Raw genomic sequence first — 25,161 nt, forward strand, 5'->3', positions numbered from 1 at the left:
TCAGATGTGCGGCTTGACCTGGTCGGTGTAGATCTTCTCCAGGGCAGTCTTCAGGCTGTCCATCTCGGCCTGGACGTCCTTGTTCTCGGTGAGGATCGAGGCCATGTGGTTGGCCATCTCCAGGTCTCCACCGGGCAGGAAGACGCGGGCGTAGTCCTGCGAGCGGGTGTTGGGGAGCTGGTCGATCGCGACCTGCGCCTGCGGGGTCTTCTGCAGGATCGCCGCGGGATCGGCGGACTTGCGGATCGGCACGTAGCCGGTCGCCTCCGAGAACTTGATCGCCTGCTCGGGCTCGGTGAGGAACTTGATGAAGGTGCCGGCCGCGAGCTGCCGCTCGGGGCTGATGTCCTTCGGGATGCCGACGCCGGAGCCGCCGGTCGGGCAGATCTTCTCGGTCTCCGCCGGCCCCGCCGGGAGCGGGGCGACACCGACGTCGAACTTCGCCGAGGTGATCGCGTTGATCAGGTCACCGGTCGAGCCCACGGTGGCGCTGGCGACGCCCGCGGCGAAGTCCTGGATCTGGTCGACACCGGCGACCCCGGCGACCTTGTCCTGGTAGACCCAGTCCTTGAGGAAGGAGAGCGCCTCGACCGACTCGGCCGAGTTGCAGGTGATGTCGAAGGACTCCTCCTTCGACCAGCCGCTGCCCCAGCCCCACAGGTTGTTCTGCAGGGTCCAGCCGGCGTAGCCCGCCAGGGCCGGGAACTGGAAGGCGAACTTCGCGCCGCTGGCGTCGGCGAGCTTGGTCGTCCAGTCACCGAACTCCTCCCAGCTCTGCGGGCCCTGGTCGGACAGTCCGGCCTTCTTCCAGTGGTCCTTGTTGTAGTAGAAGAGCGGCGTCGAGCGTGCCCACGGAACCGCCCAGTGGGCGTCGTCGTAGAGGTAGTCACCCAGCAGCGAGTCGACGTAGTCGTCGGTGTCGAACTCGAGCGCCTCGAAGAGGGAGTCGAGCGGGATGATCTGGTCGTTCATCTTGTAGCGGAACCACCACACGTCCGACAGGTTGATGATGTCGGGCAGGTCGCCACCGGTCTGGGCGGTCTGGAACTTCTGCGCGATCTCCTCGTAGTCGGCACCGGCCGTGACGAGCTTGACGGTGATGTCGGACTGGGAGGCGTTGAAGGCGTTGACGATCTCGGTGCTGACCTTGATCGAGTCACCCGGGTTGGAGGTCCAGAAGGTGACCTCCTTGGCCGGCTTCACACCGCTGAAGTCGATCTGCTCGACGGCGCTCGCGCCGCCACCGCCGCCGCTGGTCGAGGGCCCGCCACCGCAGGCGGAGAGAGCCGCCGCGGAGATGCCCAGGGCGCTGAGGCCGAGGAACCGTCGTCGGTCCAGGATCAGACCCGAGCGATGCAGGTTGGACGAAGTGTTCATGGTGCATCCCTTCCCTGTTGTGTGGCGAGACGTCAGCCTTTGACGCCGCCTTGGGTGAAGCCGTTGACGATGTGACGCTGCAGGAACGCGAAGACGGCGAGGATCGGCAGCAGCACCATCACCGTGCCGGCCATCAGGACGCCGAACGAGCTGGCCGCGGACTCGCTGTTCTGCAGCAGCGTCAGACCTCGCGGCAACGTCATCATCTCGGGATCGGTGATGATGATCAGCGGCCACAGGTAGTCGTTCCACTCATAGACCACGCTGACCAGGGCGACGGTCGCGATCGACGGCAGCGACATCGGCACCACGCAGTGCCACAGTCTGCGCCAGTGGCCGGCGCCGTCGAGGTGAGCCGCCTCGATCACCTCGTAGGGCAGCTGCAGGAATGCCTGGCGCAGCAGGAACGTACCGAAGCCCGTGCCGAGCCCCGGCAGGATGAGGCCCCAGTAGGTGTTCTCGCCGCCGAGGCTGCTGATGAAGACGTAGTTGGGCAGGGCGGTGACCTGTGGCGGCACCATCATCGTGGCGAGCACGCCCCAGAAGACGTACTTCTTGCCGGGGAACTCGCAGAAGACCAGGCCGTACGCCGTCAGGATCGCCAGCAGCACCTTCAGCCCCGCGCCGACGACCGTGACGATGCCGGAGTTGAGGAAGAGCCGCCCGAAGGGGACCTTCTGCGCGGCCTCGGAGTAGTTCTCCGGCCGCCAGACCTCGGGGAAGACGACCAGGTCGGTGGTCGCCAGGTCGCCGGGGCCCTTGAAGGAGGCCAGCATCATGTAGCCCAGCGGCAGCACGACGACGAGCGCCGCGAGCAGGAGCACCAGGTAGTCGCGTACGGTCAGCGGCGTCAGCCGCAGCCGGCCAGAGGGGGCGGTCTGCGACCTCAGCCGCACCCTGCTGCGTGAGGAAGCCGTAGTGGTCATCGGTAGTGGACCCGCCTCTCCACGACGATCAACTGGACGAGCGTGAGCACCACGAGGATCGCGAAGAGCACCGTGGACAGCATCGCGGAGTAGCCCGCCTGGCTCTGCTCCTTGAAGCCGGTCAGGTACGCGTCGAAGATCAGGGTGCGGGCGCCGCGGCCGAGCTTGTCCATCGCGATCAGCAGGTCGAAGGCCTGCAGGCTGTTGAGGATCGTGGTGACCATCAGGAAGAACGTGGTCGGCGACAGCAGCGGCAGGGTGACCGTGAAGAACCGCCTCGCCGGGCCGGCGCCGTCGAGGTCGGCGGCCTCCAGCACATCGCCCGGCACCGCCTGCAGGCCGGCGAGGTAGATGACCGCGGCATAGCCGAGGTTCTTCCAGACGTAGACGATGATCACCATCGTCAGCGTCCACGGAGGCGAGTTGATCCACTCCGGGCTGTTCAGGCCGACATCGCGCAGGATCGCGGAGAGCGCGCCGATGTTGGGGTCGAAGATGTAGAGCCAGGCGAGGCCGACGCCGTAGCCGGACAGGATGTAGGGCGCGAAGACCGTCGCCTGCGCGAACCCCGCGCCCGGAAGCTTGCGGTTGAGGGCCAGCGCGACGCCGAGGCCCAGGGCGAGGGTGAGGCCGACGGTCGCGACGGTGAAGATCGCCGTCGTGCTCAGCACCTTGCTGGCCTCGCCGGAGGTGAAGAAGTCGCGGTAGTTGCCCAGTCCGACCGGGGTCGCGAACTTCGAGCCCAGCGTCCAGTTGAGCGTCGAGTAGTAGATGTTCTGGAAGAGCGGTCGATAGGTGAAGACCACGATCAGCGCGACATTGGGGGCCACGAACGCCAGAAAGATCAGCCACTCCCGCAGACGTCTTCCCGAGAGTGCCTGACGTGGTCGCTTGGTCGTGACGGCCGTCATACCTGGCACGATCGGTGAGTCAAGCGGTTGGTTCGGACCCCGTCAAGAGTAAAACTCTTGGTCTCAAGATTTCGTTATCGGAAACTGACCGTGAACATCAGGTGGTTACGAGCCATCGTCCGAGCAGCGTGCCGTCCTGCTCGATGAGGGACCCCAAGGACACCGGTACGTCGGTGGGTGGCCCGGTCACGATCCGCCGGCCGTCGCCGGCGAGGAGCTTGGGCGTGATCGTATGACAGAGCTCGTCGACCACGCCTGCCTCGAGCAGCGAGCCGAGGAGGCTCGGGCCGCCCTCGCAGAGCAGATGCCGCATGCCCTCCTCGTGCAGCCGGTCGAGGAGCGCCGACAGGTCGACCTCGGAGGTGGCGGTGGCATAGACGTACTCCTCCCCGAGCTCGTCACGCGCGGCCTCCAGGCCGGGCGCCTCGGCCACCGTGGCGAGCCGGACCGCGCCGGGCTCGCGGCCGCGGAGCTCGTCGGGGACCCGGCCGCGGCGGGAGACGACGACGATCGGCGCCCCCTCCCCCTTGGCGGTGTACGTCTCGGCGATGGCCGTGCCCGCGCCGACCAGGACGGCGTCGGCGAGATCGCGCAGGACGTGGAAGACGTCGACGTCGATGGCGTTGTTGACCGTGCCGGAACGGCCGTCGGAGCCGGTCGCCGCGCCATCCAGGGAGCTGACCATGTTGGCCCGCAGCCACGGCAGGCGGGGCGGGGCGTAGATGGCACGCAGGCCTTCGGGGGTCGTCGGGTCGCCGTCACCGTGCAAGAGCCTCACCCCGCAAACCTAACCGGTCGGGGCACCCCGCTATCTTCGTCGCATGAGTTGGTTGGTTACCGGAGGCGCGGGCTACATCGGATCGCACGTCGTGCAGGCACTGCTCGACGCGAGCATCGAGCCGGTCGTCATCGACGACCTGTCCTCGGGTTTCGCGAAGTTCGTGCCCGACAACGTCGCCTTCGTCGAGGCGACGCTGCTGGACAAGTCCGCGATCGAGCAGACGATCACCGACCACGGCGTCGAAGGGGTCATCCACCTCGCCGGCTTCAAGTACGCGGGCGTGTCGGTGCAGCGGCCGCTGCACACGTACGCGCAGAACGTCACCGGCACCGCCAACCTCCTCGAGGCGATGACGGACACCGGTGTCGACAAGCTGGTCTTCTCCTCCTCCGCCGCGACCTTCGGCACCCCCGACGTCGACCTGGTCACCGAGACCACGCCGACCAACCCGGAGAGCCCCTACGGCGAGTCGAAGCTGATCGGCGAGTGGCTGATCGCCGACGTGGCGCGTGCCGAGGGGCTCGCGCACACCAGCCTGCGCTACTTCAACGTCGTCGGCTCCGGAAGCAAGGACCTCTACGACACCAGCCCGCACAACCTCTTCCCGCTCGTCTTCGACGCGCTGGCCAAGGGCAAGATCCCGCAGATCAACGGCGACGACTACCCGACCCCCGACGGCACCTGCGTACGTGACTACGTGCACGTCGCCGACCTCGCCCACTCCCACGTCGTCGCCGCCAAGCGCCTCGCCGAGGGCAAGGACCTCGAGCCGGTCTACAACCTGGGCTCGGGCGACGGCTCCTCCGTGCGACAGATCATGGACGCGATCCGCGAGGTGACCGGCATCGACTTCGAGCCGGTCATCAAGCCGCGTCGCCCCGGCGACCCCGCCCGCATCGTCGCCACCGGCGAGCTCGCCCGACGCGACCTCGACTGGGAGATGCGCCACGACCTGCGTTCCATGGTCGCCACCGCCTGGGAGGCCCGCCAGGCCGCGGGTGCCGACTACCCGCGCTGACCTCGGGGCGGATGCTCACCGAGGTAACTCGGTCAACGCCCACCCCGGGCTGACCTCGGGGCGGATGCTCACCGAGGTAACTCGGTCAACGCCGACCCGGGGCTGACCTCCGGGCGGATGCTCACCGAGGTAACTCGGTCAGCGCCCGCTCTCCTCGTGGAACTCCACGAAATAAGCGACGGCTCACCGAGTTACCTCGGTGAGCCGTCGGGCGTTCAGGGCCAGGATCAGGCCTTCTTGGCGGCCGTCTTCTTGGCCGGGGCCTTCTTGGCGGGAGCCGGCTTCTCGGCCGGAGCGGCCTCGGCCGGAGCGGCCTCGGCCTTGGGGGCCTCGGCCTTCGGGGCCTCCGCCTTGGGAGCCGCGACCGGGGCCTCAGCGGCCTCGGCCTTCTTGAGCTTCGCGACAAAGGTCTCACCGCGGGTGGCGAGCTTGTCGTAGGTGCCGGTGGCGGAGTCGGTGGTCTCGTCGAGCTTGGCCTTGACGGTGGTCTTCAGCTTCTCGGGAAGGACCGTGTACTGCTCCTTGGCCAGGGCCGGGAGGGCCTTCGGGTCGAAGCCGCTCACGGTGGACTTGGCAGCGGTCGCCTTCTCGGTCGCCTGGGTCCGGTAGGCGGTGGCCTTCTCGGTCGCCTTGGTGCGGGCGTCGGTCAGCTTGGTGGTCGCCTCGGAGCGGTAGTCGTCGACCTTCTTCTGCAGGTCGGTGGCGTAGCTCTTGACGGTCTCGTAGGCGAGGTCGGCGACGCCGGCGACGGCGTTGAGCGGCTTGGTGGTCTCAATCTTGGGCAGCGTGGGCATCTGGGTTCTCCTCGTGATGTGGTTCAGCGGTTTCATCGGCGGCCGGCGCATCGTCGGTGACACGACTGTTGAGAGCAAGGAACGAGTGATAGACGTCGAGCAGCGAGTGCTTCTGCCGCTCGGTCAGGCTCGGGTCGGCGAGCACGGCGAGCTCCACCGACCCTCCGACGTTGGAGTCGGGGCTGAGGATCCCGGCACGGACATAGACCTGCTCCGCGGAGATACGCAGCGCCTTGGCGATCTGCTGGAGGACCTCAGCCGATGGCTTGCGCAGACCGCGCTCGATCTGGCTGAGGTAAGGGTTGGACACACCTGCTTGGTCGGCCAGCTGACGCAGAGACATCTCGGCCGAGATCCTCTGTTCCTTCAGATACTCGCCGAGCGTGCCGACCGCACTCGTGACCTTGCTCTTGACCATGCGTCCAGCATGCTAACAATTGCTAGCAATCACAAGTCCTGGGCAACCGAAGTGACACACATCACCCACTAGTTGCTTCATCAACCGGGGGAAACATGCCTGAAACAGGGAGTGCAGCCTCGCTAGCGGGCCGCTAGCAACTCACAGGAGCGCGCGGACCTCCCCCACCCGGCGCCCGCCGCCGAGGATCGGCGCTTCCCCGGTCGCCCGCAGAGCGTCGGCGTCGACCCCGTCCAGGTCGCCGACCCCGTCCCGCAGCAGCGCGGCGGCCATCACCACAGCTCGCACCCGGTCTCCACCGTCGTCGGCCTTCAGCGCCCAGGCGCGGCCGTCGGGAAGCGCGACGGCGTAGACCGCCTCGGCACCCAGCTTGCCGATCAGACCGGGTACGGCCCGGTGCAGCGCGACCTCGTCGCGCGTCGTGCCCGAGACGTACTCGGGGTGGGACCGGATCGCCTCGGCGACCCGCGCGGCCGGGCCGTCGAGCGCCGCCCCGATCGTCGAGAACGCCCGCGCCAACCCGGTCAGCGAGGTGGACAGGGCCGGTGCCCCGCAGCCGTCGACGGTGGCATACGCAGCCTCGCCGGTGCACGCCTCGAGCACCTCCTGGATCCCCTCCTGGAGCGGGTGCTTCGGGTCCAGGTAACCCTCCAGCGGCCAGCCGGCCGCGACGCAGGTGGCGAGCATCGCGGCGTGCTTGCCGGAGCAGTTCATCGCCAGCCTGGTCTTCGGCTCGCCGCGACGAAGAGCCTCCTCCCGCGCCTCGACACCGAACGGGTAGTCCTCGATGTTGCCGAGCGCGGACTCGTCCAGGCCGACGGTGGCGAGGATGCGGCGTACGCCTTCCTGGTGGAACGCCTCGCCCGAGTGGGAGGCGCAGGCGAGGGCGAGCAGGTCGGGTGGCAGGTCGAGACCGAGGATCACCATGGCGAGGGCCTGGACCGGCTTGTTGGAGGAGCGCGGCAGGATCGGGGATTCGACGTCACCGAGCGACCAGCTCACGGTGCCGTCGGCCGCCAGGGAGACGACGGACCCGTAGTGGTGTCCCTCGACGAAGTCGGAGCGGATGATCTCGGCGAACGGCACGGGTGCTGGCATGGGGGCGAGACTATGTGAGAGTTGCCCCGTGTTCGCCGACCTCCTCACCCAAGACGCGTTCAGCGTGCTCGTGGTCAGCTTCGGTATCGGCATCGTCGTCGGGCTGACTGGCATGGGCGGTGGCGCCCTGATGACGCCGGCGCTGATCTTCCTCGGGGTGCCCCCGACGACCGCGGTCGCCAACGACCTCGTCGCCGCCTCGGTCAACAAGTCGGTCGGAGCCGCCGTCCACTGGCGTCACGGCTCGCCCAACATCCGGCTGGCGACCTACCTGATCATCGGCTCGGTCCCGTTCGCGTTCCTCGGCACCTTCGTCCACAAGCTGGCACCGGGCGACACCGACCACTTCCTCAAGCTCGTCCTCGGCGGGGCCCTGCTGTTCGCGGCGGCATCCTACATGTTCCGGATGTACCTTCAGCTGCGCCAGGTCGCCGCCGGCAACGAGGCACCCGAGGACGATCCCCGCCTGAAGCCGCTGCTCACCATCGTCATCGGCGCGCTCGGCGGCCTCCTGGTCGGCATCACCTCGGTCGGCTCCGGCTCGGTCATCATGATCGCGCTGCTGCTGGTCTACCCGACGCTGTCCGCGGTCAAGCTGGTCGGCACCGACCTGCTCCAGGCGGTGCCGCTCGTCCTGGCCGCCGCGATCGGCCAGGTGCTCAACCACGGCGTCGACTGGGCGGTGCTGATCCCGCTCATCCTCGGCGGCACGCCGGGCACGTTCCTCGGTTCTCGGATGGCGCGCTGGGTCTCCCAGTCGGTCATCCGGCGTGGCATCGTCATCATGCTGACGCTCTCGGGCGCCAAGATGCTCGGCGCCGACGCCACCTTCCTGCTCCTCCTCGGCGGCGCGATGCTGCTCCTCGGCCCGCTCCTGTGGGGCTTCATCCGCCAGTCGCGCGGCCTGGACGCCTTCGACAACAACGCCGCCGCCTGGCGGGTGCCGGAGCGCTCCGAGAAGTAGCCCCCCGCCGAGTCGGCTCGTCTTGACGAGCTCCGTCACCGAGTCGGCTCGTTATAACGAGCCGACTCGACGAAGAACTCGGTCAAGACGAGCCGACTCGGCGTCAGGCCTTGAGGTAGCGGCGCAGCGCGTCCAGGTGGTCCTCGGGCTCGAAGCCGGTGGCAGTGATCTTGTCGAGGGACATCACCGAGTTGAGCGGTCGCGGCGCGACGCCCTCCTTGCCCGCGAAGTAGGCCTCGGTGGACGTGGCGCCCACATCGGCCCGGTCACGACCCGACAGCGAGAACACCTCGGCGGCGATGTCGCGCCACGAGCACGGCTCCCCGGCGTTGGTGCAGTTGTAGACCCCGTACGCAGCCCCGGACCGCAGCAGGTGAGCGGTGGCCGCGGCGAGCGTGTCGGTGAAGGTGAGCCGGCCGATCTGGTCGTCGACCACGGTGGGCGAGACGCCCTTCTCGGCGAGAGCCGCCATGGTGCGTACGAAGTTCTTGCCGTCTCCGACGACCCAGGACGTGCGCAGGATGTAGTGGCGGGCGGTGCCGGCGACGGCGATGTCGCCAGCGGCCTTGGACTGCGCGTAGACGCCGAGCGGCGAGACCGGCTCGTCCTCGGTGTGCTCGGTGGCGGTGCCGTCGAAGACGTACTCGGTCGAGTAGTGCACCAGGGTCAGCCGGTGCTCGGTCGCGGCCCGAGCGAGCAGCGCGGGAGCCGTCGCGTTGGCGGCCCAGGCGGTGCGCCGGCCGTCGGCGGTCTCGGCGACGTCGACGGCGGTGTAGGCGGCGGCGTTGAGGATGAGCTGGTAGTCAGGCCACGGCCAGGCCGCGACCGCCTTCTCGTCGGAGATGTCGAGCTCGTCGAGGTCGACGGCGTCCGCCTCCGGAAAGACCGACACGAGGGCCCGGCCGAGCTGGCCGTTCGCGCCGATGATCAGGGTCTTCTTCGGCTTCATCGGGGTGATCTCGGCAAGGCGTGGGTTGGCCTTGTCCTTCTCGGAGATCTCCGCGGACTCCAGCGGGATCGGCCACGCGATCGCGGCGGTCTCGTCGGCGAGATTGAGCGCCGGGTAGGCGAACCCGGGACGCCAGTGGTCGTTGACCAGGTAGGAGTAGACCGTGCGGTCCTCCAGCGCCTGGTAGGAGTTGCCGACCCCGCGCGGTACGAAGACCGCGGTCTCCGGACCGATCTCGACCGAGAAGGTCGTCCCGAACGACGAACCCTCGCGCATGTCGACCCACGCCGCGAACACCCGCCCAGCCGCGACGGAGACGAACTTGTCCCACGGCTCGGTGTGGATGCCCCGGGTCGCGCCCCGGGAGGCGTTGAAGGACATGTTGTTCTGCACCGGCCCGAAGTCGGGCAGCCCGAGCGCAGTCATCTTCGCGCGCTGCCAGTTCTCCTTGAACCAGCCGCGGGCATCGCCGTGCACGGGAAGGTGGACGACCAGCAGACCTGGGATCGGCGTCTCGTCGACGCGAAGCTCAGTCACCGCGGATCACTGCCCCTTCGCGGCGTACTTGGCTTCGGTCTCGTGCTTGAGCGGCGACCACCAGGCCTCGTTCTCCTGGTACCAGGCGATCGTCGCGGCCAGGCCCTTGTCGAAGTCCTGGTACTTCGGCTCCCAGCCCAGCTCGGTGCGCAGCTTGCCGGACTCGATGGCGTAGCGACGGTCGTGGCCGGCACGGTCGGTGACCCACTCGATGGCGTCCTCGGGCTTACCGAAGTGGCGCAGGATCGCGCGGACGACGTCGACGTTGGACTTCTCGCCGTCGGCACCGATCAGGTAGGTCTCCCCGATCCGGCCCTTTTCCAGGATCGTCCAGACCGCCGAGGAGTGGTCGTCGGTGTGGATCCAGTCGCGTACGTTGAGCCCGTCGCCGTAGACGCGCGGGCGGCGCCCCTCGATCACCTCGGTGATCTGGCGCGGGATGAACTTCTCGACGTGCTGCCAGGGGCCGTAGTTGTTGGAGCAGTTGGAGATCGTCGCGCGTACGCCGAAGGAGCGCACCCAGGCACGGACGAGGTGGTCGGAGCCGGCCTTGGTGGCCGAGTAGGGCGAGGACGGCTGGTACGGGGTGTCCTCGGTGAACCGCTTCGGGTCGTCAAGGTCGAGGTCGCCGTAGACCTCGTCGGTCGAGACGTGGTGGAACCTCACATCGTGACGACGGACCGCCTCGAGCAGCACGAAGGTGCCGACGATGTTGGTTTGGACGAACGGCGCCGGGTCGGAGAGCGAGTTGTCGTTGTGCGACTCGGCCGCGTAGTGCACCACGGCGTCCGACTCCGCCACCAGCGGCTCGACGACCGCGGCGTCCGCGATGTCGCCGACCACGAGCTTCACCCGGTCCTCGGGGAGCCCCGCGAGCGATGCCTCCGAGGACGCATAGGTCAGCTTGTCGAGCACCGTCACGTACGCGTCGGTGTTGGCCACGAGGTGGTGCACGAAGTTGGAGCCGATGAACCCGGCCCCACCGGTCACAAGAATCCGTCTCACCGGTTCATCGTAGGCAGAATTCACCACCCTGTGGTCGCCGAGTCCCGGCGGGTTACCTAGAACGTCGGGTGAACATCCGTAGGATCAAGTGACCATGAAGGGGATCATCCTGGCCGGCGGCACCGGCTCACGTCTGCACCCGATCACGCTCGCGATCAGCAAGCAGCTGATGCCGATCTACGACAAGCCGATGATCTACTACCCGCTGACCACGCTGATGCTGGCCGGGATCCGGGACATCCTGGTGATCACGACGCCCCACGAGGCCTCCGGCTTCCACCGGCTCCTGGGTGACGGCAGCCATCTCGGCGTCAACATCAGCTACGCCGAGCAGCCCTCCCCCGACGGCCTGGCCCAGGCGTTCACGATCGGCGCCGACGTCGGCTTTCTTGACGCGAGCGGAAGCGAGGACGACAACTGTGTCGGCCTCGTCCTGGGCGACAACATCTTCTACGGTCCCGGCCTCGGCACCCAGCTGGCCCGCTTCAAGACGATCACCGGCGGCGCCGTCTTCGGCTACCGCGTCGCAGACCCGCGCGCCTACGGCGTCGTCGAGTTCGACGAGTCCTTCAAGGCGATCTCCCTCGAGGAGAAGCCTTCGACACCCAAGAGCCCGTACGCCGTCCCCGGCCTCTACTTCTACGACAGCTCGGTCATCGGGCACGCCCGCAACCTGAAGCCGTCCGCGCGCGGCGAGCTCGAGATCACCGACCTCAACCGGATCTACCTCGAGGCCGGCACCCTCTCGGTCGAGGTGCTCCCCCGGGGCACCGCCTGGCTCGACACCGGCACCCTCGAGGACCTCAACGAGGCCGCCAACTTCATCCGCGCCATCGAGCACCGCCAGGGCACCAAGATCGGCGCCCCCGAAGAGGTCGCCTGGCGCCAGGGCTGGCTCTCCGACGAGGAGCTCTCCGAGCTCGCCCAGCCGCTGCTGAAGAGCGGCTACGGGAAGTATCTGCTCGGGCTGCTGGCCTAGCGGCTCAGGCCTCCGCGGCCACCTTCTGCTCGGCCTCCGCGCGGCCGAAGTCGTCCTCGAGCCGGACGATGTCGTCCTCGCCGGTGTAGCCACCGCGCTGGACCTCGATGATCGAGAGCGGCTCGTCGGTCTCGTTGCAGATCCGGTGGGCCTGGCCGACGGCGACGTCGACGGACTCACCCGGGCCGGCGATGGTGGTCACGCCGTCGATGATGCAGGTCGCCTTGCCGTAGATGACGACCCAGTGCTCGGAACGGTGGGTGTGGGTCTGGTAGGAGAGGCGGCTGTTGGGCAGCACCTCGATCCGCTTGACCTTGTAGCCCGGACCGATGTCGATGACGTGCCACGAACCCCAGGGGCGGGTCTCGGAGTCACCAGCCATGATGTTGCCTCATTCCTAGACACTGAACAGAAGACGCGACCATAACTGTACGTTTCCACGCGCGGTTCATCGAGAGCCGATGTTCACCGGTCCGTTACCCGCAGGTCGCCCACGGGAGCAGATCTCTTGACGCAGCGGCTCAGTCGCGGCCGTAGATGTCGCGCGTGTAGACCTTGTCGGCGACATCGGCGAGCACGTCGGTGCGCCGGTTGGCGATGATCACGTCGGCCCGCTGCTTGAACTCCTCGAGGTCCTTGATGATCTCGGAGTGGAAGAACTCCGACTCGTCGAGCTCGGGCTCGAAGATGATCACCTCGACGCCCTTGGCCTTGATCCGCTTCATCACGCCCTGGATCGAGGACTCGCGGAAGTTGTCCGAGCCGGACTTCATGATCAGCCGGTAGACGCCGACCACCTTCGGCTCGCGCCGCAGGATGTCGGTGGCGACGAAGTCCTTGCGCGTGGTGTTGGCCTCGACGATCGCCGAGATGAGGTTCTGCGGGACGTCTTGGTAGTTGGCCTGCAGCTGCTTGGTGTCCTTCGGCAGGCAGTAGCCGCCGTAGCCGAAGCTCGGGTTGTTGTAGTGGGAGCCGATCCGGGGGTCCAGGCCGACGCCCTCGATGATCTGGGTCGTGTTGAGGCCGTGGGTGGCGGCGTAGGTGTCCAGCTCGTTGAAGTAGGCGACCCGCAGCGCCAGGTAGGTGTTGGCGAACAGCTTGATCGCCTCGGCCTCGGTGGCGCCGACCATCAGCACGGGCACGTCCGGCTCGCGGGAGCCCTCGAGCAGCAGCTCGGCGAAGCCCTTCGCGGCCGCGGAGTCGTCGCCGACGACGATGCGGGAGGGGTGGAGGTTGTCGTGGAGCGCCTTGCCCTCGCGGAGGAACTCGGGGCTGAAGAAGAGCGTCGCGTCGGGGTGCTGCTGTCGCTTGGCCGTGATGTAGCCGACCGGGATGGTCGACTTCACCACGATCGCAGCCTCCGGCGCGTAGGTCACCGCGTCGGCGATCACGCCGTCGACGGTGGAGGTGTCGAAGTAGTTCGAGGCCTCGTCGTAGTTCGTCGGGGTGGCGACGATGACGTACGCCGCACCGGCGTAGGCGTCCTCCTTGTCGAGGGTCGCGCGCAGACCGAGCTCCTTGGTGGCCAGGAAGCTGGTGATCTCGGCATCCTCGATCGGGGTCCTGGCCGCGTTGACCAGGTCGACCCGCTCCTGGGAGATGTCCAGGACGACGACGTCGTGCTTCTGGGCGAGCAGGACGGCGAGCGACATCCCGACGTAGCCCACGCCGACAACGGTGATCTTCATGGTCGGACTGTAAGCACCGGTTCGAGCCGGCCACAGCCACTTTCGGCACGCGATGTTCCCGTACGGGAACATCGCGTAGAGTGTTCACCGTGCCGTCGCCGTACCTGACCTCACCGGCCGCCTTCGGGTCGGCCGTGCGGACAGCCAGGCGGCGCGCCGGCCTCACCCAGGAGGACCTGGCGCACCGCGCCGGCGTGGGCCGGCGGTTCGTGGTCGACGTCGAGTCCGGCCATCCGCGTGCCGAGCTGGGCAAGGCGCTCGCGCTGTTGGAGGTCCTCGACGTCTATCTCGCGCCCACGCAGCTCTCCCCGATCGCCCCGCCCCTGGAGGACGTCGACCTCGACGCCGTCCTCGCCCACTGCCTCTGATGCGCGAGCTTCACGCCTTCGCCGGCCGCCGTCGGATGGGCACCTTCCGCCAGGTCGGTGACCGGATCGACTTCACCTACGCCGAGACTGCCGGCCCGACACCGATCTCGCTCTCCCTCCCCCGCACCGGCCCGGCTCTCCCGGGAGCCGCCCGCGCCTGGCTGGACAACCTGCTCCCGGCCCGCGAGGACGTACGCCGCCGCTGGGCGCGCGAGCGAGGGCTGCCGGACACCGAGCCGATGACGCTGCTCGCCTCCTACGGCGACGATCTCGCCGGCGCGGTCTCGCTCTCGGCCGACCCCGACCTGCCCTGGCGCCGGGCGCCGCATCCCGTCGAGGTGCCGCTGCCCGAGATCGCGACGCGGCTCGCGGCGCTGCGCAACCAACCCACCTCGTGGCTCGACCAGCGCGCCCGTCCTCGGTTCTCCCTCGGTGGTCACCAGGGGAAGTTCGCGCTGCGGAGGGTCTCGGGGACGTGGTTCTGGCCGACGTACGAGCATCCCTCGACGCACATCCTGCGGCCGACGACGCCCGAGGAGGCGTCGGCGAGGATCGCGGACCTGGACCGGGCCCGCGCCGCCGGGATCCCCGCCGCCCGCACCGAGCTGGTGACCTTCGGCGCGCAGCCGGCGCTGGTCGCGGAGCGCTGGGACCGGCTCGGCGGCCGGCGCATCCACGCCGAGACGATCCGCCAGGCGCTGGGACTTCGGCCGGGCGAGGACGTCGACCGCGGCGGCGTACGCGATCTGTTCCTGCGCCTCGGGCTGGCCCGGGAACCGGCCGAGGACGTCGAGGGGATCGCCTTCCTGCTGGCCGGGGGCCGTGCCGTGGTGGCGCCGCGGCGTTGAGGCATCTCACCGTGCGGGTGGTGCGACCGGACGACACCCCGCTGCTGCGTACACTCGGATTCCAGCCCACGCGGGGATGGGACATTTCGCCGTGCCGTGGAAGCCGCCACTAGCATGGGCGCCTCAACCTGACGGAGAGGTCCTCTGGTTCCGTAATGACTGCAACACACGCCGACTACCGGCTCAGCCAGCTCGACCAGCTGGAAGCCGAGTCGATCCACATCTTCCGCGAGGCCGCGGCAGAGTTCGAGAAGCCTGTCCTGATGTTCTCGGGCGGCAAGGACAGCATCGTGATGCTGCGACTTGCGGAGAAGGCTTTCTTCCCTGCCAAGATCCCGTTCCCGGTCCTCCAGATCGACAACGGCCTCGACTTCCCCGAGGTCGCCGAGACCCGTGACCGCTGGGTCAGCCGTCTGGGCGTACGCCTGGTGATCGCGAGCATCGATGACGCCATCGCGCGCGGCATCGTCGTCGACGACGGCAAGACCTCGCGCAACCGGCTCCAGACCCCCACGCTGCTGAACGCGATCGAGGAGAACGGCTTCACCGCCGCCTTCGGTGGCGGCCGCCGCGACGAGGAGAAGGCCCGCGCCAAGGAGCGCGTCTACTCCCACCGCGACGAGTTCGGCCAGTGGGACCCGAAGAACCAGCGCCCCGAGCTCTGGTCGCTGTACAACGGCCGCCTGCACGAAGGCGAGCACATGCGGGTCTTCCCGATCTCCAACTGGACCGAGCTGGACATCTGGGACTACATCGGCCGCGAGGGCATCGAGATCCCGCAGGTCTACTTCGCCCACCAGCGTCGCGTCTTCGAGCGCGACGGCATGCTGCTGACCGAGACCCCGCTCAACCCGCTGCGCGAGGGCGAGGTCGTCACCGAGCGTACGGTCCGCTACCGCACCTGCGGCGACATGACGCTGACCGGCTGCGTCGAGTCGACCGCATCCACGATCCCCGAGATCATCGAGGAGGTCGCCGCCGCCCGGGTCACCGAGCGTGGCGCGACCCGCGGTGACGACCGGTTCTCCGAGGCCGCCATGGAGGACCGCAAGAAGGAAGGTTACTTCTGATGGACATGGACCTTCTGCGGTTCGCCACCGCCGGCTCGGTCGACGACGGCAAGTCCACTCTCATCGGGCGGCTGCTGTTCGACTCGAAGTCGATCTTCACCGACCAGCTCGAATCGGTCGAGAAGACCTCGCAGGACAAGGGCCACGGCTACGTCGACCTCTCGCTGCTGACCGACGGGCTGCGCTCCGAGCGCGAGCAGGGCATCACCATCGACGTGGCCTACCGCTACTTCGCGACGCCCAACCGCAAGTTCATCATCGCCGACACCCCGGGCCACGTGCAGTACACGCGCAACATGGTCACCGGTGCCTCCACCGCCGACCTCGGCCTGGTGCTCGTCGACGCCCGTCACGGCCTGACCGAGCAGTCGCGCCGTCACGCGGTGCTGCTCTCGCTGCTGCGAGTGCCCCACCTGGTCCTGTGCATCAACAAGATGGACCTCGTGGACTACTCCCAGGAGGTCTACAACAAGATCTCGGCCGAGTTCACCGCGTTCGCGACCAAGCTCAACATCCCGGACCTCGAGGTCATCCCGATCTCGGCGCTCCAGGGCGACAACGTGGTCCAGCGCTCCGAGAAGATGTCGTGGTACTCCGGCCCGACGCTGATCCACCACCTCGAGCACGTCCACGTCGCCTCCGACCGCGACCTGGTCGACGTGCGCCTTCCGGTGCAGTACGTCATCCGGCCGAAGTCCGACGACCACCACGACTACCGCGGCTACGCGGGCCAGGTCGCCGGTGGCGTACTCAAGCCGGGCGACGAGGTGATGGTGCTTCCCTCCGGGATGACCAGCAAGATCGCCGGAATCGACCTGTTCGACCAGGAGATCCCCGAGGCGTTCCCGCCGATGTCGGTGACCGTCCGGCTCGAGGACGACGTCGACGTGAGCCGCGGTGACATGATCTCGAGGGTCAAGAACGCCCCCGAGCCGAGCCAGGACATCGACGCGATGATCTGCTGGATGACCAACGCTCCGCTGCGCCCGCGGCAGAAGCTGGCCATCAAGCACACCTCCAACTCGGCGCGAGCGCTGGTCAAGGACATCCAGTACCGCCTGGACGTCAACTCGCTGCACCGCGATCTGGAGACCAAGGAGCTCGGCCTCAACGAGATCGGCCGCGTCCAGCTGCGCACCACCAAGCCGCTGCTGTGCGACCCCTACTCGAAGAACCGCACCACCGGCTCCTTCATCCTCATCGACGAGGCGACCGGCGTCACCGTCGGCGCGGGCATGATCAACGACTGAGTCGAAGCGTTCAGCCGACGCCGAGTCGGCGCAAACGGACCGGAGCGTAGCGAGGACCGGATTGCGCCGACTCGGCGTTGGCAGACGCCGCGGCCATCTCAACTGACCTCACCAGGTGATCTTGTGCAGTTCTCTCCCACGCCACGCGAGCTCGACGACATCGAGCTGATCGTCTCCGGCGCCCTCCCGGGTCCGCTGAACGCGCCCGGGTCACCGTTGACCCTCGACCTTCCGTCGCCGGTCGCCGCTGCGGCGGCCGAGGACGGCGCCGTCGAGATCGTCGACCCTGAGGGCCTCCCGCTGGCGCGGGTGACCTGGCCCGCCGGTGAGGTCACCGGCCTGTCCTCCCCTGCCTACGGTCCTTTCCGAAGGCTCTATCTGACCCCCGAGCAGACCCGGAAGGCGTACGCCGGGCGGACGGTCGTCCCGGTCACCGACGCGCTCACCACCCCCGAGATCGCGGAGATCGCAGCCCTCGGGCCGGTGCTGCTGCTCGCTCTCGTCGGCCATGGCACCCCCTCGCTCTCCCCTGTCGCACTGCTCCGCGCGACGTTGCTGGCCGCGGAGGCCCTGCCCGATGCGGCCGTCGTGGCGGTGCCGCTGGCCGCGCACGACGACCCCGAGATCGACCATGCGCTGGGCGTGGCGGTCGTCGAGGCGTACGCCGGGGGTGACCCGGTCCACGCGCTGGCCTCGGGCACCTCGACCGAGCCCGCCGACTACACCGAGGCGATCGCCGCGGTGATCGACCACGACCGCCCCGCACCCGAGGACCAAGGCCTGGTGGTCTTCTTCACCGGCTTGTCCGGCTCCGGAAAGTCCACCCTCGCCCGCGCCCTGATGGATCGCATCCTCGAGCAGGGAGCCCGCACGGTCACCTCGCTCGACGGCGATGTCGTGCGCCGCAACCTGTCGGCCGGGCTGACGTTCTCCAAGGAGGACCGGGAGACCAACATCCGCCGGATCGGCTGGGTCGCCGCCGAGATCTCCCGCCACGGCGGCCTCGCCGTGTGCTCCCCCATCGCGCCCTTCGACTCGACCCGCCAGGACGTCCGCGGGTTCGTCGCCGACGCCGGCGGCGCCTTCTTCCTCGTGCACGTGGCCACGCCGCTGGAGGAGTGCGAGCGACGCGACCGCAAGGGCCTCTACGCGAAGGCCCGTCGTGGCGAGATCCCCGAGTTCACCGGGATCTCCTCGCCCTACGAGGAGCCGGCCGACGCCGACGTACGCGTCGACACCACCGGCCGCTCGATCGAGGACGCCCTGGACGACGTCATCGAGGGCCTGCGCGAGGCCGGCTACCTCGACCTCTGAGATGCACACAGTCGTTGTGCATGTGACGTTTGAGGTGCCTCATCTGGGCTACCTCACCGCCGACTCGGCGCAACCTGACCAGGATCCGGGCCGAGTCGGCTCGTTATAACGCGCCGACTCGGCGGGATGGCTACCGCTTCAGGCCGAGGAGTGCCCAGGACTCGTCGGTGCTCATCGGTGCTCGCTGAGCGACCACGGCGGCCTCGACGGCTCGCTCGACGAGCTGCCGGTTGGCGTCGACCGGGACACCCTTGGCGAGGGTGAGGACGTCCTCCATCCCGACCCGCAGGTGACCGCCCATGGCCAGCGAGGTGAGCATGACCGGGAGGGTCGAGCGGCCGATGCCGGTGGCCGACCACGAGGTCACCTCGTCCGGTAGCGCGGCGACGCCGGCGACCAACGCGGCGGAAGTGCCGGGCATGCCGCCGGGCACGCCCATGACGAAGTCGACGTGGACCTTGCCGCCCGCGGGCAGCCCGTACTTCCCCAGCAGCCGCTGCAGCGATGCGACGTGGCCCAGGTCGAAGAGCTCGAACTCGGGCACGACCCCGCGTTCCTGGGTGAGCTGGTAGAGCTCGGTGATGAACGGCCACGGGTTGGAGAAGACGTCGTCGCCGAAGTTGGTCGTGCCCATCGTCAGCGAGCACGAGTCCGGCCCGGCGTCGAGCACCTTCAGCCGCTTGTCCAGCGGGTCATGGACCGAGCCGCCGGTGGAGAGCTGCACGATCAGCTCGGTCTTCTCGTGGAGCGCGTCGACGGTCTCGGTGAGCCGGCCGAGGTCGAGGGTCGGCGTGTGGTCGTCGTCGCGGATGTGGACGTGGATCATCCGCGCCCCCGCCTCCTCGCACTCGACGGCCGTCGCCACCAGCTCCTCCAGCGTCGTCGGCAACTGAGGGCAGTCTTCCTTCGCGGTCTCCGCCCCGGTCGGCGCCACGGTCACAAGCAGTCCAGACATAAGGACAACCTATCGTCATATCCCACTTGGACCGCAAGATTTCCTTTCGGCTGGAGGCTAGAGGTCGCCTGCGTACGCCGGCTGTTGCGGCGACTCGCCGGTTCGGGCCCGCCGAGGCCACGGGCACGACCACTGGCTCGAGGCGGCGACGAGCCCCAGGCAGCACGCGACGTACAGAATCAATCCGGCGAAGAAGGGCAGCGTCAACGGAATGCCGGTGTCACCCAGCGTCAGCACCGCAGTGACGGCGACGGAGCCCGCCGCACCGAGCAGGGTGACCAGCCCGATGACCGGCGATCGTCGGCACCGCCCGACGACGAGTCCGGCGACGACACAGGGCACGAACACCATCCCCAGACTGAAGAAGAGCAGCAGTCCCGGCACGGGCGCGAGCCGCCACCAGCGCGTACGTCCCGAGAGCCGAGCACCTCGGACGGCCCCGAGACCGATGAACTCGAGCAGCACGAGGCCCACGATCATGCCGGTCCCCTGCAGCGTGAACGAGGGATCGTCGCTGAAGAACCGCATGAAGAGCCGAGCCGCAGCCGCCCAGGCGAGCCCGAGCCCCACGAAGAGGAGGACGGAGCGGCCGAGCTCACCGCGCCTGGACACCCGGAGTCCTACCGCCGTGCCCGGGAAGGTTGCGAACGAAGTCACTGAGCCGCCTCACCAGGACGTAGACGCTGTCGGTGTGCTGATGCGTGGGCTTCGGAAGCCACTCGACGGGCAGGCCCGGGTTCTCGGCGTAGAGAGCCGCCTGCCGGGCGAGCTGTTCGGCGTACCTCGCCTGCCGACGAGCCTGCCGGGCGATCCGGAGCCGGTGCCGCGCCTGCTGCGCGGCGATCTCGCGGGCGCCGTGCTCCGCGGCCATCTCGATAGCCATCTCGGGGCTGTTCATGAAGGACATTGGACCCCTCCTTGGGAGTAGAGGTATTTGTAAACTCTGCTTCGAAGACGTCTGTGCCGGCCAGGGAGGGTGACCGGCCGAAGCAGTTCTTTTTTCGTCTCGGGGGCTGTCACCCCGATCGCCCGTCCCACTCGTCTAGAGAGTGATGGGACGAGTGCCATGGACGATGAGGACGTCGACGTCGCGATCGGCGACGGCCTGCTCGTGGCGCTCTTCGAGAGCGAAGGGGCGGCGCTGGTGCACATGGCTCGGTGGTATGTGGACGACAAGACGGCGGCCGAGGATCTCGTCCAGGAGGCCTTCATCCGGCTGGCCAGGCACGCCCATCGGCTTCGGGACCGCACCAAGGCGACCGCGTACCTGCGCGTGATCGTCGTCAACCTGGCCCGCGATCACAACCGTCGCGGGTTCGTCTCTCTGCGCCACCGACCACCGGCGGAACCGTACGAGGCCTCGGCCGAGGACCATGCCGTGGACCGCGCCGCGCGGGACGAGGTGATCGCCGCGCTGCGTGGGCTTCCCACCCGGCAGCGCGAGTGCATCAGCCTGCACTACTACTATGACCTCGGCGTCGCCGAGATCGCCTCCGCTCTCGGGCTGTCGGAGAACTCCGTCAAGACCCATCTCCGCCGCGGCCGCAAGAGCCTGTCGGAAACCCTGGACGGGTCCCGATGAGCCGGCTCGACGACCTGCTGCGAGATGCGATGGGAGACCCGACCGATCCGCCACCGCCGTCCGGCGACCTCTTCGCCAGGGTGGTCGAAGGGATCGCCGGGGACAGGGCGCGCCGCCGGGTCCGCCGCCGGGTCGTCGCCCTCATCGTCCTCGCCGCCGTGGTCACCGGCGCGGCGGCGTACGTCAACAAGATCCGTGAACTGAACGGGGAGGACACCATGCCCTGGTGGACGCTCGAAATCCTGACGACCGCGATCCTCATCGGGCTCGCCCTGTGGCTCGGGCCGCTGATCAAGCGGTTCGGCCGTGCGTACGCCGCCGACGTGTTCCACGACAACCCGCGGACCGGCAAGAGCTACATCGTGCTGACCGACATCGTCTACTACCTGATCTTCATCGCCTACATCCTCTTCACGATCCGGTTCGAGCCGGCCGACTCCTGGCTCGGGTCCGCTGGCTCGATCTCGGCCGATCAGCTCAGCGACGAGCTGGCGAGGATCGCCGGGATCCTGCTGGTCATCGGCATCCTGCACGCGGTCAACATCGTGCTCATGCCGGTGCTCGGCCGGCTGTTCTCGCTGAACCGGCGGCTCCCACCGGGCACCTCGGCCCCGTCGTCCGCGATCGGCCGAAATGCCGACCGGCCCGCCCTGCCGAAGCAGGACGGGCCGGCAAGCATGGAGCGGCGCGAGTGATCAGCCGATCGGGATCGTCACCTCGGCGACGTTGCCGACCGCGGCGTGGACCTTCTTGTCGACCGGCTCCGCCTTCGGCGCGAGCGTACGCAGCGTCCACTCGCCGTCGCCGGCGAAGAACCGGAAGTGGCCGGTGGCCGAGGTGGGCACCTCGGCGGTGAACTCGCCGCTGCGGTCGAGCAGCCGGACGTAGGCACCGTGGACCGGCTCGCCACCGCGGGTCACCTGACCCTGGATGACTGCCTCCTTGGCGACATCGACGCCGGCGAGCGAGAGCCCACCCTCAGTTGCTCCGCACATGCTCAGGCCTCCCCGGGCTCGTCGCCGAGCGCCACGGGCACGCCGACGAGCGAGCCGTACTCGGTCCACGAGCCGTCGTAGTTCTTCACGTTCTCGTGGCCGAGCAGCTCCTTGAGCACGAACCAGGTGTGCGAGGAGCGCTCACCGATCCGGCACAGGGCGATGATGTCCTTGCTGTCGTCGAGGCCGGCCTCGCCGTAGATCTCGCGCAGCTCGTCGTCGGACTTGAAGGTGCCGTCGTCGTTGGCCGCCTTGCTCCACGGCACGTTGATCGAGGTCGGCACGTGGCCGGCACGCTGAGCCTGCTCCTGCGGCAGGTGTGCCGGCGCCATCAGGCGGCCCGCGAACTCGTCGGGGCTACGGACGTCGACCAGGTTCTTGACGCCGATGGCCTCGACGGTCTCGTCGCGGAAGGCGCGGATCGAGAGGTCCTGGTCCTGGGCGGTGTAGGTCGTCGCCTCGCGGGTGACGGCCTCGTCGGTCAGCTCGCGGGAGTCGAGCTCCCACTTCTTGCGGCCGCCGTCGAGAAGCTTGACGTCCTGGTGGCCGTAGAGCTTGAAGTACCAGAAGGCGTACGCGGCGAACCAGTTGTTGTTGCCGCCATAGAGCACGACGGTGTCGTCGTTGGCGACGCCACGCTCGGAGAGCAGTGCGGAGAACTGGTCCTTGCTGACGAAGTCGCGGCGCACCTGGTCCTGCAGGTCGGTGGTCCAGTCGAGCTTGATCGCGCCCTTGATGTGGCCCTTGTCGTAGGCGGTGGTGTCTTCGTCGACCTCGATCAGCACCACCTTCGGGTCATCGAGGTGCTCCTCCACCCACTGGGCGGAGACGAGGGAGTTCTCGCGGGTCATCTAGGTACCTTTCGTTGTGCCATAAAAATGGTTCAGTCTTGCGTTCAGGGGAGTCAGGCCGACGGGGTGGGAGCCAGTCGCCTGATCAGCAGGTAGATCTCGCAGCCGAGGCAGAACCGGAAGACGGCATTGAGCACGGCCGCGACCAGCGCGAGGCCGAGGGCGATCTGCGCCACGAGGGTGGCGCCGAGGAGGTAGCCCACGAGCGCGACCAGCAGGAAGGCGAGGCCTACCCCCTGGGCGAACCGGGGCGGGGCCGGGTCCTCGAGCTCGTCCGGCGCACCGAGGCGGGGACGTACGAACTTCTTGAAGAGCCAGGCGTGAGGGGTCCGCTGAACGCCGAGACCTGCCCCGATCGCGAAGAGCACCGTCTGGATCACCGTGACCACCAGAGCCCAGGGCTGCGGAAGCAGCAGGGCCAGGATGAGCACGACAACGGTCACCGCTGCAGTGAACTGCGGGCCGCGGGGGTCGATTCCGGTCTGTGTAGCCGTCGTGCTCGAGGTCTCGGACATAGGTGTGCTCCTGCGAGAGTGGAGGGGAGGTCGTCAGGAACGAGCCTGACAGGCGAAAGCGATCCCCGGGGTCGACCAGGTCGACAAATCTCAGGGAATCAGCGGCAGGAACGACACAGCGCCGAGCGCACGCGGCAGTGATCCACTGCGCGGCGCTTGGTCAACATGGTCGAGAACATGCGAAGACAGTAGCGCGATGCTCGACGGCGACGAAACGAATGTCTCGGAATGCGGACGCGAGTGTCACGATTCGAGATCGTAGGTCGGGATCGCGCTCAGGACCTGCTCCTTGCGAGGTGCACCGGACGCCCGGGCGACCTCGTTGCCGGCACCGTCGAGCACCAGCGTCGTGGGCGTGCGCAGCACGTCGAGGCGGCGGACCAGGTCGAGGTGGTGCTCGGCGTCGATCTCGATGTGCACGACGCCCGGAACGATCTCGGCGACCTCACCAAGGATCCTCCGCGTTGCCCGGCAGGGGGCGCAGAAGGCACTGGAGAACTGCACGAGCGTCGCACGCTCACCGAGCTCGAACTCCCCCAGCGCGTCGGTGACCGCATCCCAGGCACGCGGCTCCGGGGCGTGCTCCTCATGGGCCACGTGCAGCTCCTTCGTTCCTCGGAAGCGGCCATCGGTGAACAGCCGGAACAGGCCGAACCCGAGGGCGGCGACGACCGCGATGACGGCGATCCAGGCTCCAGTGCTCATGGAACTATTGAACCGGCAATCCGCTCCGCTCATTCCCTCGAGGTGCGCCGAAGCCTCTGATTGACCGCCTCCAGGCGGCGTACGTCCTCCTCCAGGGCCAGCACGCGGGCGATCCCGGCGAGGTTGAGACCGTCGGCGAGAAGGTCACGGATGCGGACCAGACGCTCGACGTCGGCGCGGGAGTAGAGCCGGGTGCCACCCGAGGTCCGCGCAGGGTCGACCAGCCCCCGCCGCTCGTAGACGCGGAGGTTCTGGATCTGCATCTCGGCCATCTCTGCGGCCACCGAGATGGCGTAGACAGCCCTGGTTCGCTCCGTCATGCGATCAATTCTGACACGAGGGCTTGAAATCATCTAGCGTTTGGGGTATATGAAAGGTGTAACCGCTGATATAGATCCCGTCAGGAGGGAAACCATGCTGATCCGAAGCACCGATCCGTTCCGCGAGTTCGACCGCATCACCCAGCAGCTCCTGGGCGGCACCACCAACCGTCCGGCCGTGATGCCCATGGACGCCTGGCGCGAAGGCGACCGGTTCGTCATCGAGTTCGACCTTCCCGGCGTCAGCCCGGACACGATCGACCTGGATGTCGAGCGCAACGTCCTCACCGTCAAGGCCGAGCGGGTCGCCAAGAACGGCGACTGGCAGATGCTGGCCAACGAGCGCGTCCGGGGCAGCTTCAGCCGTCAGCTCGTGCTCGGCGACAACCTCGACCTCGAGCACATCGAGGCTGCGTACGACGCCGGCGTGCTGCGCCTGGTCGTGCCGGTCGCCGAGAAGGCCAAGCCGCGCAAGATCCAGATCGCCACCAGCCCCCAGTCGGAGCCGGCCGCGATCGAACGCTGACACACGTGCCCGCCCCGGCAGGCCCTTGCGCAGGTGAGTCTCCGGGCGCGGGCTCCCCAACCCTCTGCGACCTAACCGCCCGCGAACGGCGGGAGGAACTCGACTGTCGACCCCGGTGGGACCTCGATCCCGCCGGGGTCGCTCGTACCCGCCGGACGGTCACCGATGAGTGCCGAGCAGACCTTCAGCACCTCCGGGAGGCGGGTGTCGGCGTGCAGCTCCGCGGCGCGGCGTACGACTTCTGCCAGCGTCAACGGGCCGTCGACCTCGAACCGGTCGGACGGCGTCCCGGCCGCCGACTTGGCCGCAGCCCAATAGCGGACCTCTATAACATTCGTCACTTTCTCGCGGCCAACCTTCCTATGTCACCGTGAGGTTTCGTTAATATGGTGCAACGATCACCTCACCGAGGCTCAA

At 68.2% G+C, this 25,161-nt stretch carries 31 protein-coding genes; 11 read left to right on the top strand and 20 right to left on the bottom strand.

Going from position 1 to position 25,161, the window contains the following annotated elements; genetic code table 11:
- The 4 genes from ABZ796_RS02410 to ABZ796_RS02425 form a co-directional block, all read right to left on the bottom strand.
- Complete coding sequence (locus tag ABZ796_RS02410) at positions 1-1,377, bottom strand: ABC transporter substrate-binding protein (protein WP_357334330.1); 1,377 nt, start codon at positions 1,375-1,377, stop codon at positions 1-3.
- A 32-nt stretch (positions 1,378-1,409) separates the two neighbouring features.
- Entirely contained in the window at positions 1,410-2,303 is an 894-nt protein-coding gene (locus ABZ796_RS02415) for a carbohydrate ABC transporter permease (RefSeq protein ID WP_357334332.1), read from the bottom strand.
- The gene (locus ABZ796_RS02420) at positions 2,300-3,214 is read right to left on the bottom strand and encodes a sugar ABC transporter permease (protein ID WP_357334334.1); all 915 of its coding nucleotides are present in this window, start codon (positions 3,212-3,214) and stop codon (positions 2,300-2,302) included. The genes ABZ796_RS02415 and ABZ796_RS02420 overlap by 4 nt, the downstream gene beginning before the upstream one ends.
- A 97-nt stretch (positions 3,215-3,311) precedes the next feature.
- The gene (locus tag ABZ796_RS02425; protein ID WP_357334335.1) at positions 3,312-3,992 is read right to left on the bottom strand and encodes a dihydrofolate reductase family protein; all 681 of its coding nucleotides are present in this window, start codon (positions 3,990-3,992) and stop codon (positions 3,312-3,314) included.
- 43 nt (positions 3,993-4,035) lie between these two features.
- Here ABZ796_RS02425 and galE point away from each other — a divergent pair, with 43 nt between their 5' ends.
- Positions 4,036-5,013, top strand: a complete 978-nt coding sequence (gene galE, locus ABZ796_RS02430) for a UDP-glucose 4-epimerase GalE (protein ID WP_357334337.1) — start codon at positions 4,036-4,038, stop codon at positions 5,011-5,013.
- Between the two features lie 227 nt (positions 5,014-5,240).
- Here galE and ABZ796_RS02435 read toward each other — a convergent pair whose 3' ends face one another.
- The 3 genes from ABZ796_RS02435 to ABZ796_RS02445 all read right to left on the bottom strand — a co-directional run bounded on the left by ABZ796_RS02435 (position 5,241) and on the right by ABZ796_RS02445 (position 7,323).
- Positions 5,241-5,807 carry a hypothetical protein gene (locus ABZ796_RS02435; RefSeq protein ID WP_357334338.1) on the bottom strand — a complete coding sequence of 189 codons (567 nt, stop codon included), beginning with the start codon at positions 5,805-5,807 and terminating at the stop codon, positions 5,241-5,243.
- On the bottom strand, positions 5,785-6,225 hold the full coding sequence (locus ABZ796_RS02440) for a helix-turn-helix transcriptional regulator (protein ID WP_357334340.1): 441 nt from the start codon (positions 6,223-6,225) through the stop codon (positions 5,785-5,787). Before ABZ796_RS02440 ends, ABZ796_RS02435 begins: the two co-directional genes overlap by 23 nt.
- Positions 6,226-6,366: 141 nt before the next feature.
- A complete protein-coding gene (locus ABZ796_RS02445; protein ID WP_357334342.1) occupies positions 6,367-7,323 on the bottom strand; it encodes an asparaginase in 957 nt (318 codons plus the stop codon).
- Between the two features lie 28 nt (positions 7,324-7,351).
- Between ABZ796_RS02445 and ABZ796_RS02450 the strand changes: the two genes are divergently transcribed.
- Complete coding sequence (locus ABZ796_RS02450) at positions 7,352-8,287, top strand: sulfite exporter TauE/SafE family protein (RefSeq protein ID WP_357334344.1); 936 nt, start codon at positions 7,352-7,354, stop codon at positions 8,285-8,287.
- 103 nt (positions 8,288-8,390) lie between these two features.
- Here the strand turns inward: ABZ796_RS02450 and ABZ796_RS02455 are convergent, their stop codons facing one another.
- Together ABZ796_RS02455 and rfbB are read right to left on the bottom strand one after the other, a co-directional pair.
- On the bottom strand, positions 8,391-9,773 hold the full coding sequence (locus tag ABZ796_RS02455) for a bifunctional dTDP-4-dehydrorhamnose 3,5-epimerase family protein/NAD(P)-dependent oxidoreductase (protein WP_357334346.1): 1,383 nt from the start codon (positions 9,771-9,773) through the stop codon (positions 8,391-8,393).
- A 6-nt stretch (positions 9,774-9,779) separates the two neighbouring features.
- Entirely contained in the window at positions 9,780-10,778 is a 999-nt protein-coding gene (gene rfbB, locus ABZ796_RS02460) for a dTDP-glucose 4,6-dehydratase (protein ID WP_357334347.1), read from the bottom strand.
- A gap of 94 nt (positions 10,779-10,872) precedes the next feature.
- On the opposite strand from rfbB, the gene rfbA reads away from it, so the two are divergent.
- Positions 10,873-11,757 carry a glucose-1-phosphate thymidylyltransferase RfbA gene (gene rfbA, locus ABZ796_RS02465; RefSeq protein WP_357334349.1) on the top strand — a complete coding sequence of 295 codons (885 nt, stop codon included), beginning with the start codon at positions 10,873-10,875 and terminating at the stop codon, positions 11,755-11,757.
- Between the two features lie 4 nt (positions 11,758-11,761).
- On the opposite strand, the gene ABZ796_RS02470 is transcribed toward rfbA, so the two are convergent.
- On the bottom strand, positions 11,762-12,139 hold the full coding sequence (locus ABZ796_RS02470; protein ID WP_350842104.1) for a phosphomannose isomerase type II C-terminal cupin domain: 378 nt from the start codon (positions 12,137-12,139) through the stop codon (positions 11,762-11,764).
- Positions 12,140-12,278: 139 nt separating this feature from the next.
- Positions 12,279-13,445: a nucleotide sugar dehydrogenase gene (locus ABZ796_RS02475; protein ID WP_357334351.1), complete on the bottom strand. Its 1,167-nt coding sequence runs from the start codon at positions 13,443-13,445 to the stop codon at positions 12,279-12,281.
- Positions 13,446-13,534: 89 nt separating this feature from the next.
- Here ABZ796_RS02475 and ABZ796_RS02480 point away from each other — a divergent pair, with 89 nt between their 5' ends.
- The 5 genes from ABZ796_RS02480 (at position 13,535) to cysC (ending at position 18,295) form a co-directional block, all read left to right on the top strand.
- Entirely contained in the window at positions 13,535-13,813 is a 279-nt protein-coding gene (locus ABZ796_RS02480) for a helix-turn-helix transcriptional regulator (protein ID WP_357334353.1), read from the top strand.
- Positions 13,813-14,661, top strand: a complete 849-nt coding sequence (locus ABZ796_RS02485; protein ID WP_357334355.1) for a HipA N-terminal domain-containing protein — start codon at positions 13,813-13,815, stop codon at positions 14,659-14,661. Before ABZ796_RS02480 ends, ABZ796_RS02485 begins: the two co-directional genes overlap by 1 nt.
- A 155-nt stretch (positions 14,662-14,816) precedes the next feature.
- Positions 14,817-15,731 (top strand): sulfate adenylyltransferase subunit CysD, encoded by a 915-nt coding sequence (gene cysD, locus ABZ796_RS02490; RefSeq protein ID WP_357334357.1) that lies wholly within the window; start codon positions 14,817-14,819, stop codon positions 15,729-15,731.
- Entirely contained in the window at positions 15,731-16,981 is a 1,251-nt protein-coding gene (locus ABZ796_RS02495; protein ID WP_357334359.1) for a GTP-binding protein, read from the top strand. Before cysD ends, ABZ796_RS02495 begins: the two co-directional genes overlap by 1 nt.
- Before the next feature lie 123 nt (positions 16,982-17,104).
- Entirely contained in the window at positions 17,105-18,295 is a 1,191-nt protein-coding gene (cysC, locus tag ABZ796_RS02500) for an adenylyl-sulfate kinase (RefSeq protein WP_357334360.1), read from the top strand.
- Positions 18,296-18,425: 130 nt separating this feature from the next.
- On the opposite strand, the gene ABZ796_RS02505 is transcribed toward cysC, so the two are convergent.
- From ABZ796_RS02505 to ABZ796_RS02515, 3 genes are read right to left on the bottom strand one after another with little or no spacing between them, the layout of a single operon-like run.
- Positions 18,426-19,250, bottom strand: coding sequence for a 3-keto-5-aminohexanoate cleavage protein (locus ABZ796_RS02505; protein ID WP_357334362.1), 825 nt, complete (start codon positions 19,248-19,250; stop codon positions 18,426-18,428).
- A 57-nt stretch (positions 19,251-19,307) separates the two neighbouring features.
- Positions 19,308-19,862, bottom strand: coding sequence for a hypothetical protein (locus tag ABZ796_RS02510; protein WP_357334364.1), 555 nt, complete (start codon positions 19,860-19,862; stop codon positions 19,308-19,310).
- The gene (locus ABZ796_RS02515) at positions 19,846-20,157 is read right to left on the bottom strand and encodes a hypothetical protein (RefSeq protein WP_357334365.1); all 312 of its coding nucleotides are present in this window, start codon (positions 20,155-20,157) and stop codon (positions 19,846-19,848) included. Before ABZ796_RS02515 ends, ABZ796_RS02510 begins: the two co-directional genes overlap by 17 nt.
- Positions 20,158-20,316: 159 nt before the next feature.
- On the opposite strand from ABZ796_RS02515, the gene ABZ796_RS02520 reads away from it, so the two are divergent.
- Together ABZ796_RS02520 and ABZ796_RS02525 are read left to right on the top strand one after the other, a co-directional pair.
- Positions 20,317-20,832 carry a SigE family RNA polymerase sigma factor gene (locus tag ABZ796_RS02520; protein WP_357334366.1) on the top strand — a complete coding sequence of 172 codons (516 nt, stop codon included), beginning with the start codon at positions 20,317-20,319 and terminating at the stop codon, positions 20,830-20,832.
- Positions 20,829-21,527: a hypothetical protein gene (locus ABZ796_RS02525; protein WP_357334368.1), complete on the top strand. Its 699-nt coding sequence runs from the start codon at positions 20,829-20,831 to the stop codon at positions 21,525-21,527. Before ABZ796_RS02520 ends, ABZ796_RS02525 begins: the two co-directional genes overlap by 4 nt.
- On the opposite strand, the gene ABZ796_RS02530 is transcribed toward ABZ796_RS02525, so the two are convergent.
- From ABZ796_RS02530 to ABZ796_RS02550, 5 genes are all read right to left on the bottom strand, one after another.
- The gene (locus ABZ796_RS02530) at positions 21,528-21,827 is read right to left on the bottom strand and encodes a DUF1416 domain-containing protein (RefSeq protein WP_357334369.1); all 300 of its coding nucleotides are present in this window, start codon (positions 21,825-21,827) and stop codon (positions 21,528-21,530) included.
- A gap of 2 nt (positions 21,828-21,829) precedes the next feature.
- Positions 21,830-22,678, bottom strand: a complete 849-nt coding sequence (locus ABZ796_RS02535) for a sulfurtransferase (protein ID WP_357334371.1) — start codon at positions 22,676-22,678, stop codon at positions 21,830-21,832.
- Between the two features lie 53 nt (positions 22,679-22,731).
- Positions 22,732-23,193 (bottom strand): DUF4395 domain-containing protein, encoded by a 462-nt coding sequence (locus tag ABZ796_RS02540; protein WP_357334372.1) that lies wholly within the window; start codon positions 23,191-23,193, stop codon positions 22,732-22,734.
- Positions 23,194-23,436: 243 nt separating this feature from the next.
- Positions 23,437-23,898, bottom strand: a complete 462-nt coding sequence (locus ABZ796_RS02545) for a thioredoxin family protein (protein ID WP_357334374.1) — start codon at positions 23,896-23,898, stop codon at positions 23,437-23,439.
- 29 nt (positions 23,899-23,927) lie between these two features.
- On the bottom strand, positions 23,928-24,218 hold the full coding sequence (locus ABZ796_RS02550; RefSeq protein ID WP_357334376.1) for a MerR family transcriptional regulator: 291 nt from the start codon (positions 24,216-24,218) through the stop codon (positions 23,928-23,930).
- A gap of 94 nt (positions 24,219-24,312) precedes the next feature.
- Here ABZ796_RS02550 and ABZ796_RS02555 point away from each other — a divergent pair, with 94 nt between their 5' ends.
- On the top strand, positions 24,313-24,744 hold the full coding sequence (locus ABZ796_RS02555) for an Hsp20 family protein (protein WP_357334377.1): 432 nt from the start codon (positions 24,313-24,315) through the stop codon (positions 24,742-24,744).
- Between the two features lie 71 nt (positions 24,745-24,815).
- Here the strand turns inward: ABZ796_RS02555 and ABZ796_RS02560 are convergent, their stop codons facing one another.
- Entirely contained in the window at positions 24,816-25,085 is a 270-nt protein-coding gene (locus ABZ796_RS02560; protein ID WP_357334379.1) for a MoaD/ThiS family protein, read from the bottom strand.
- Between the last annotated feature and the right edge of the window lie 76 nt (positions 25,086-25,161).

The sequence above is a fragment of the Nocardioides sp. NPDC047086 genome, from assembly GCF_040643685.1.
GTDB lineage: Bacteria > Actinomycetota > Actinomycetes > Propionibacteriales > Nocardioidaceae > Nocardioides.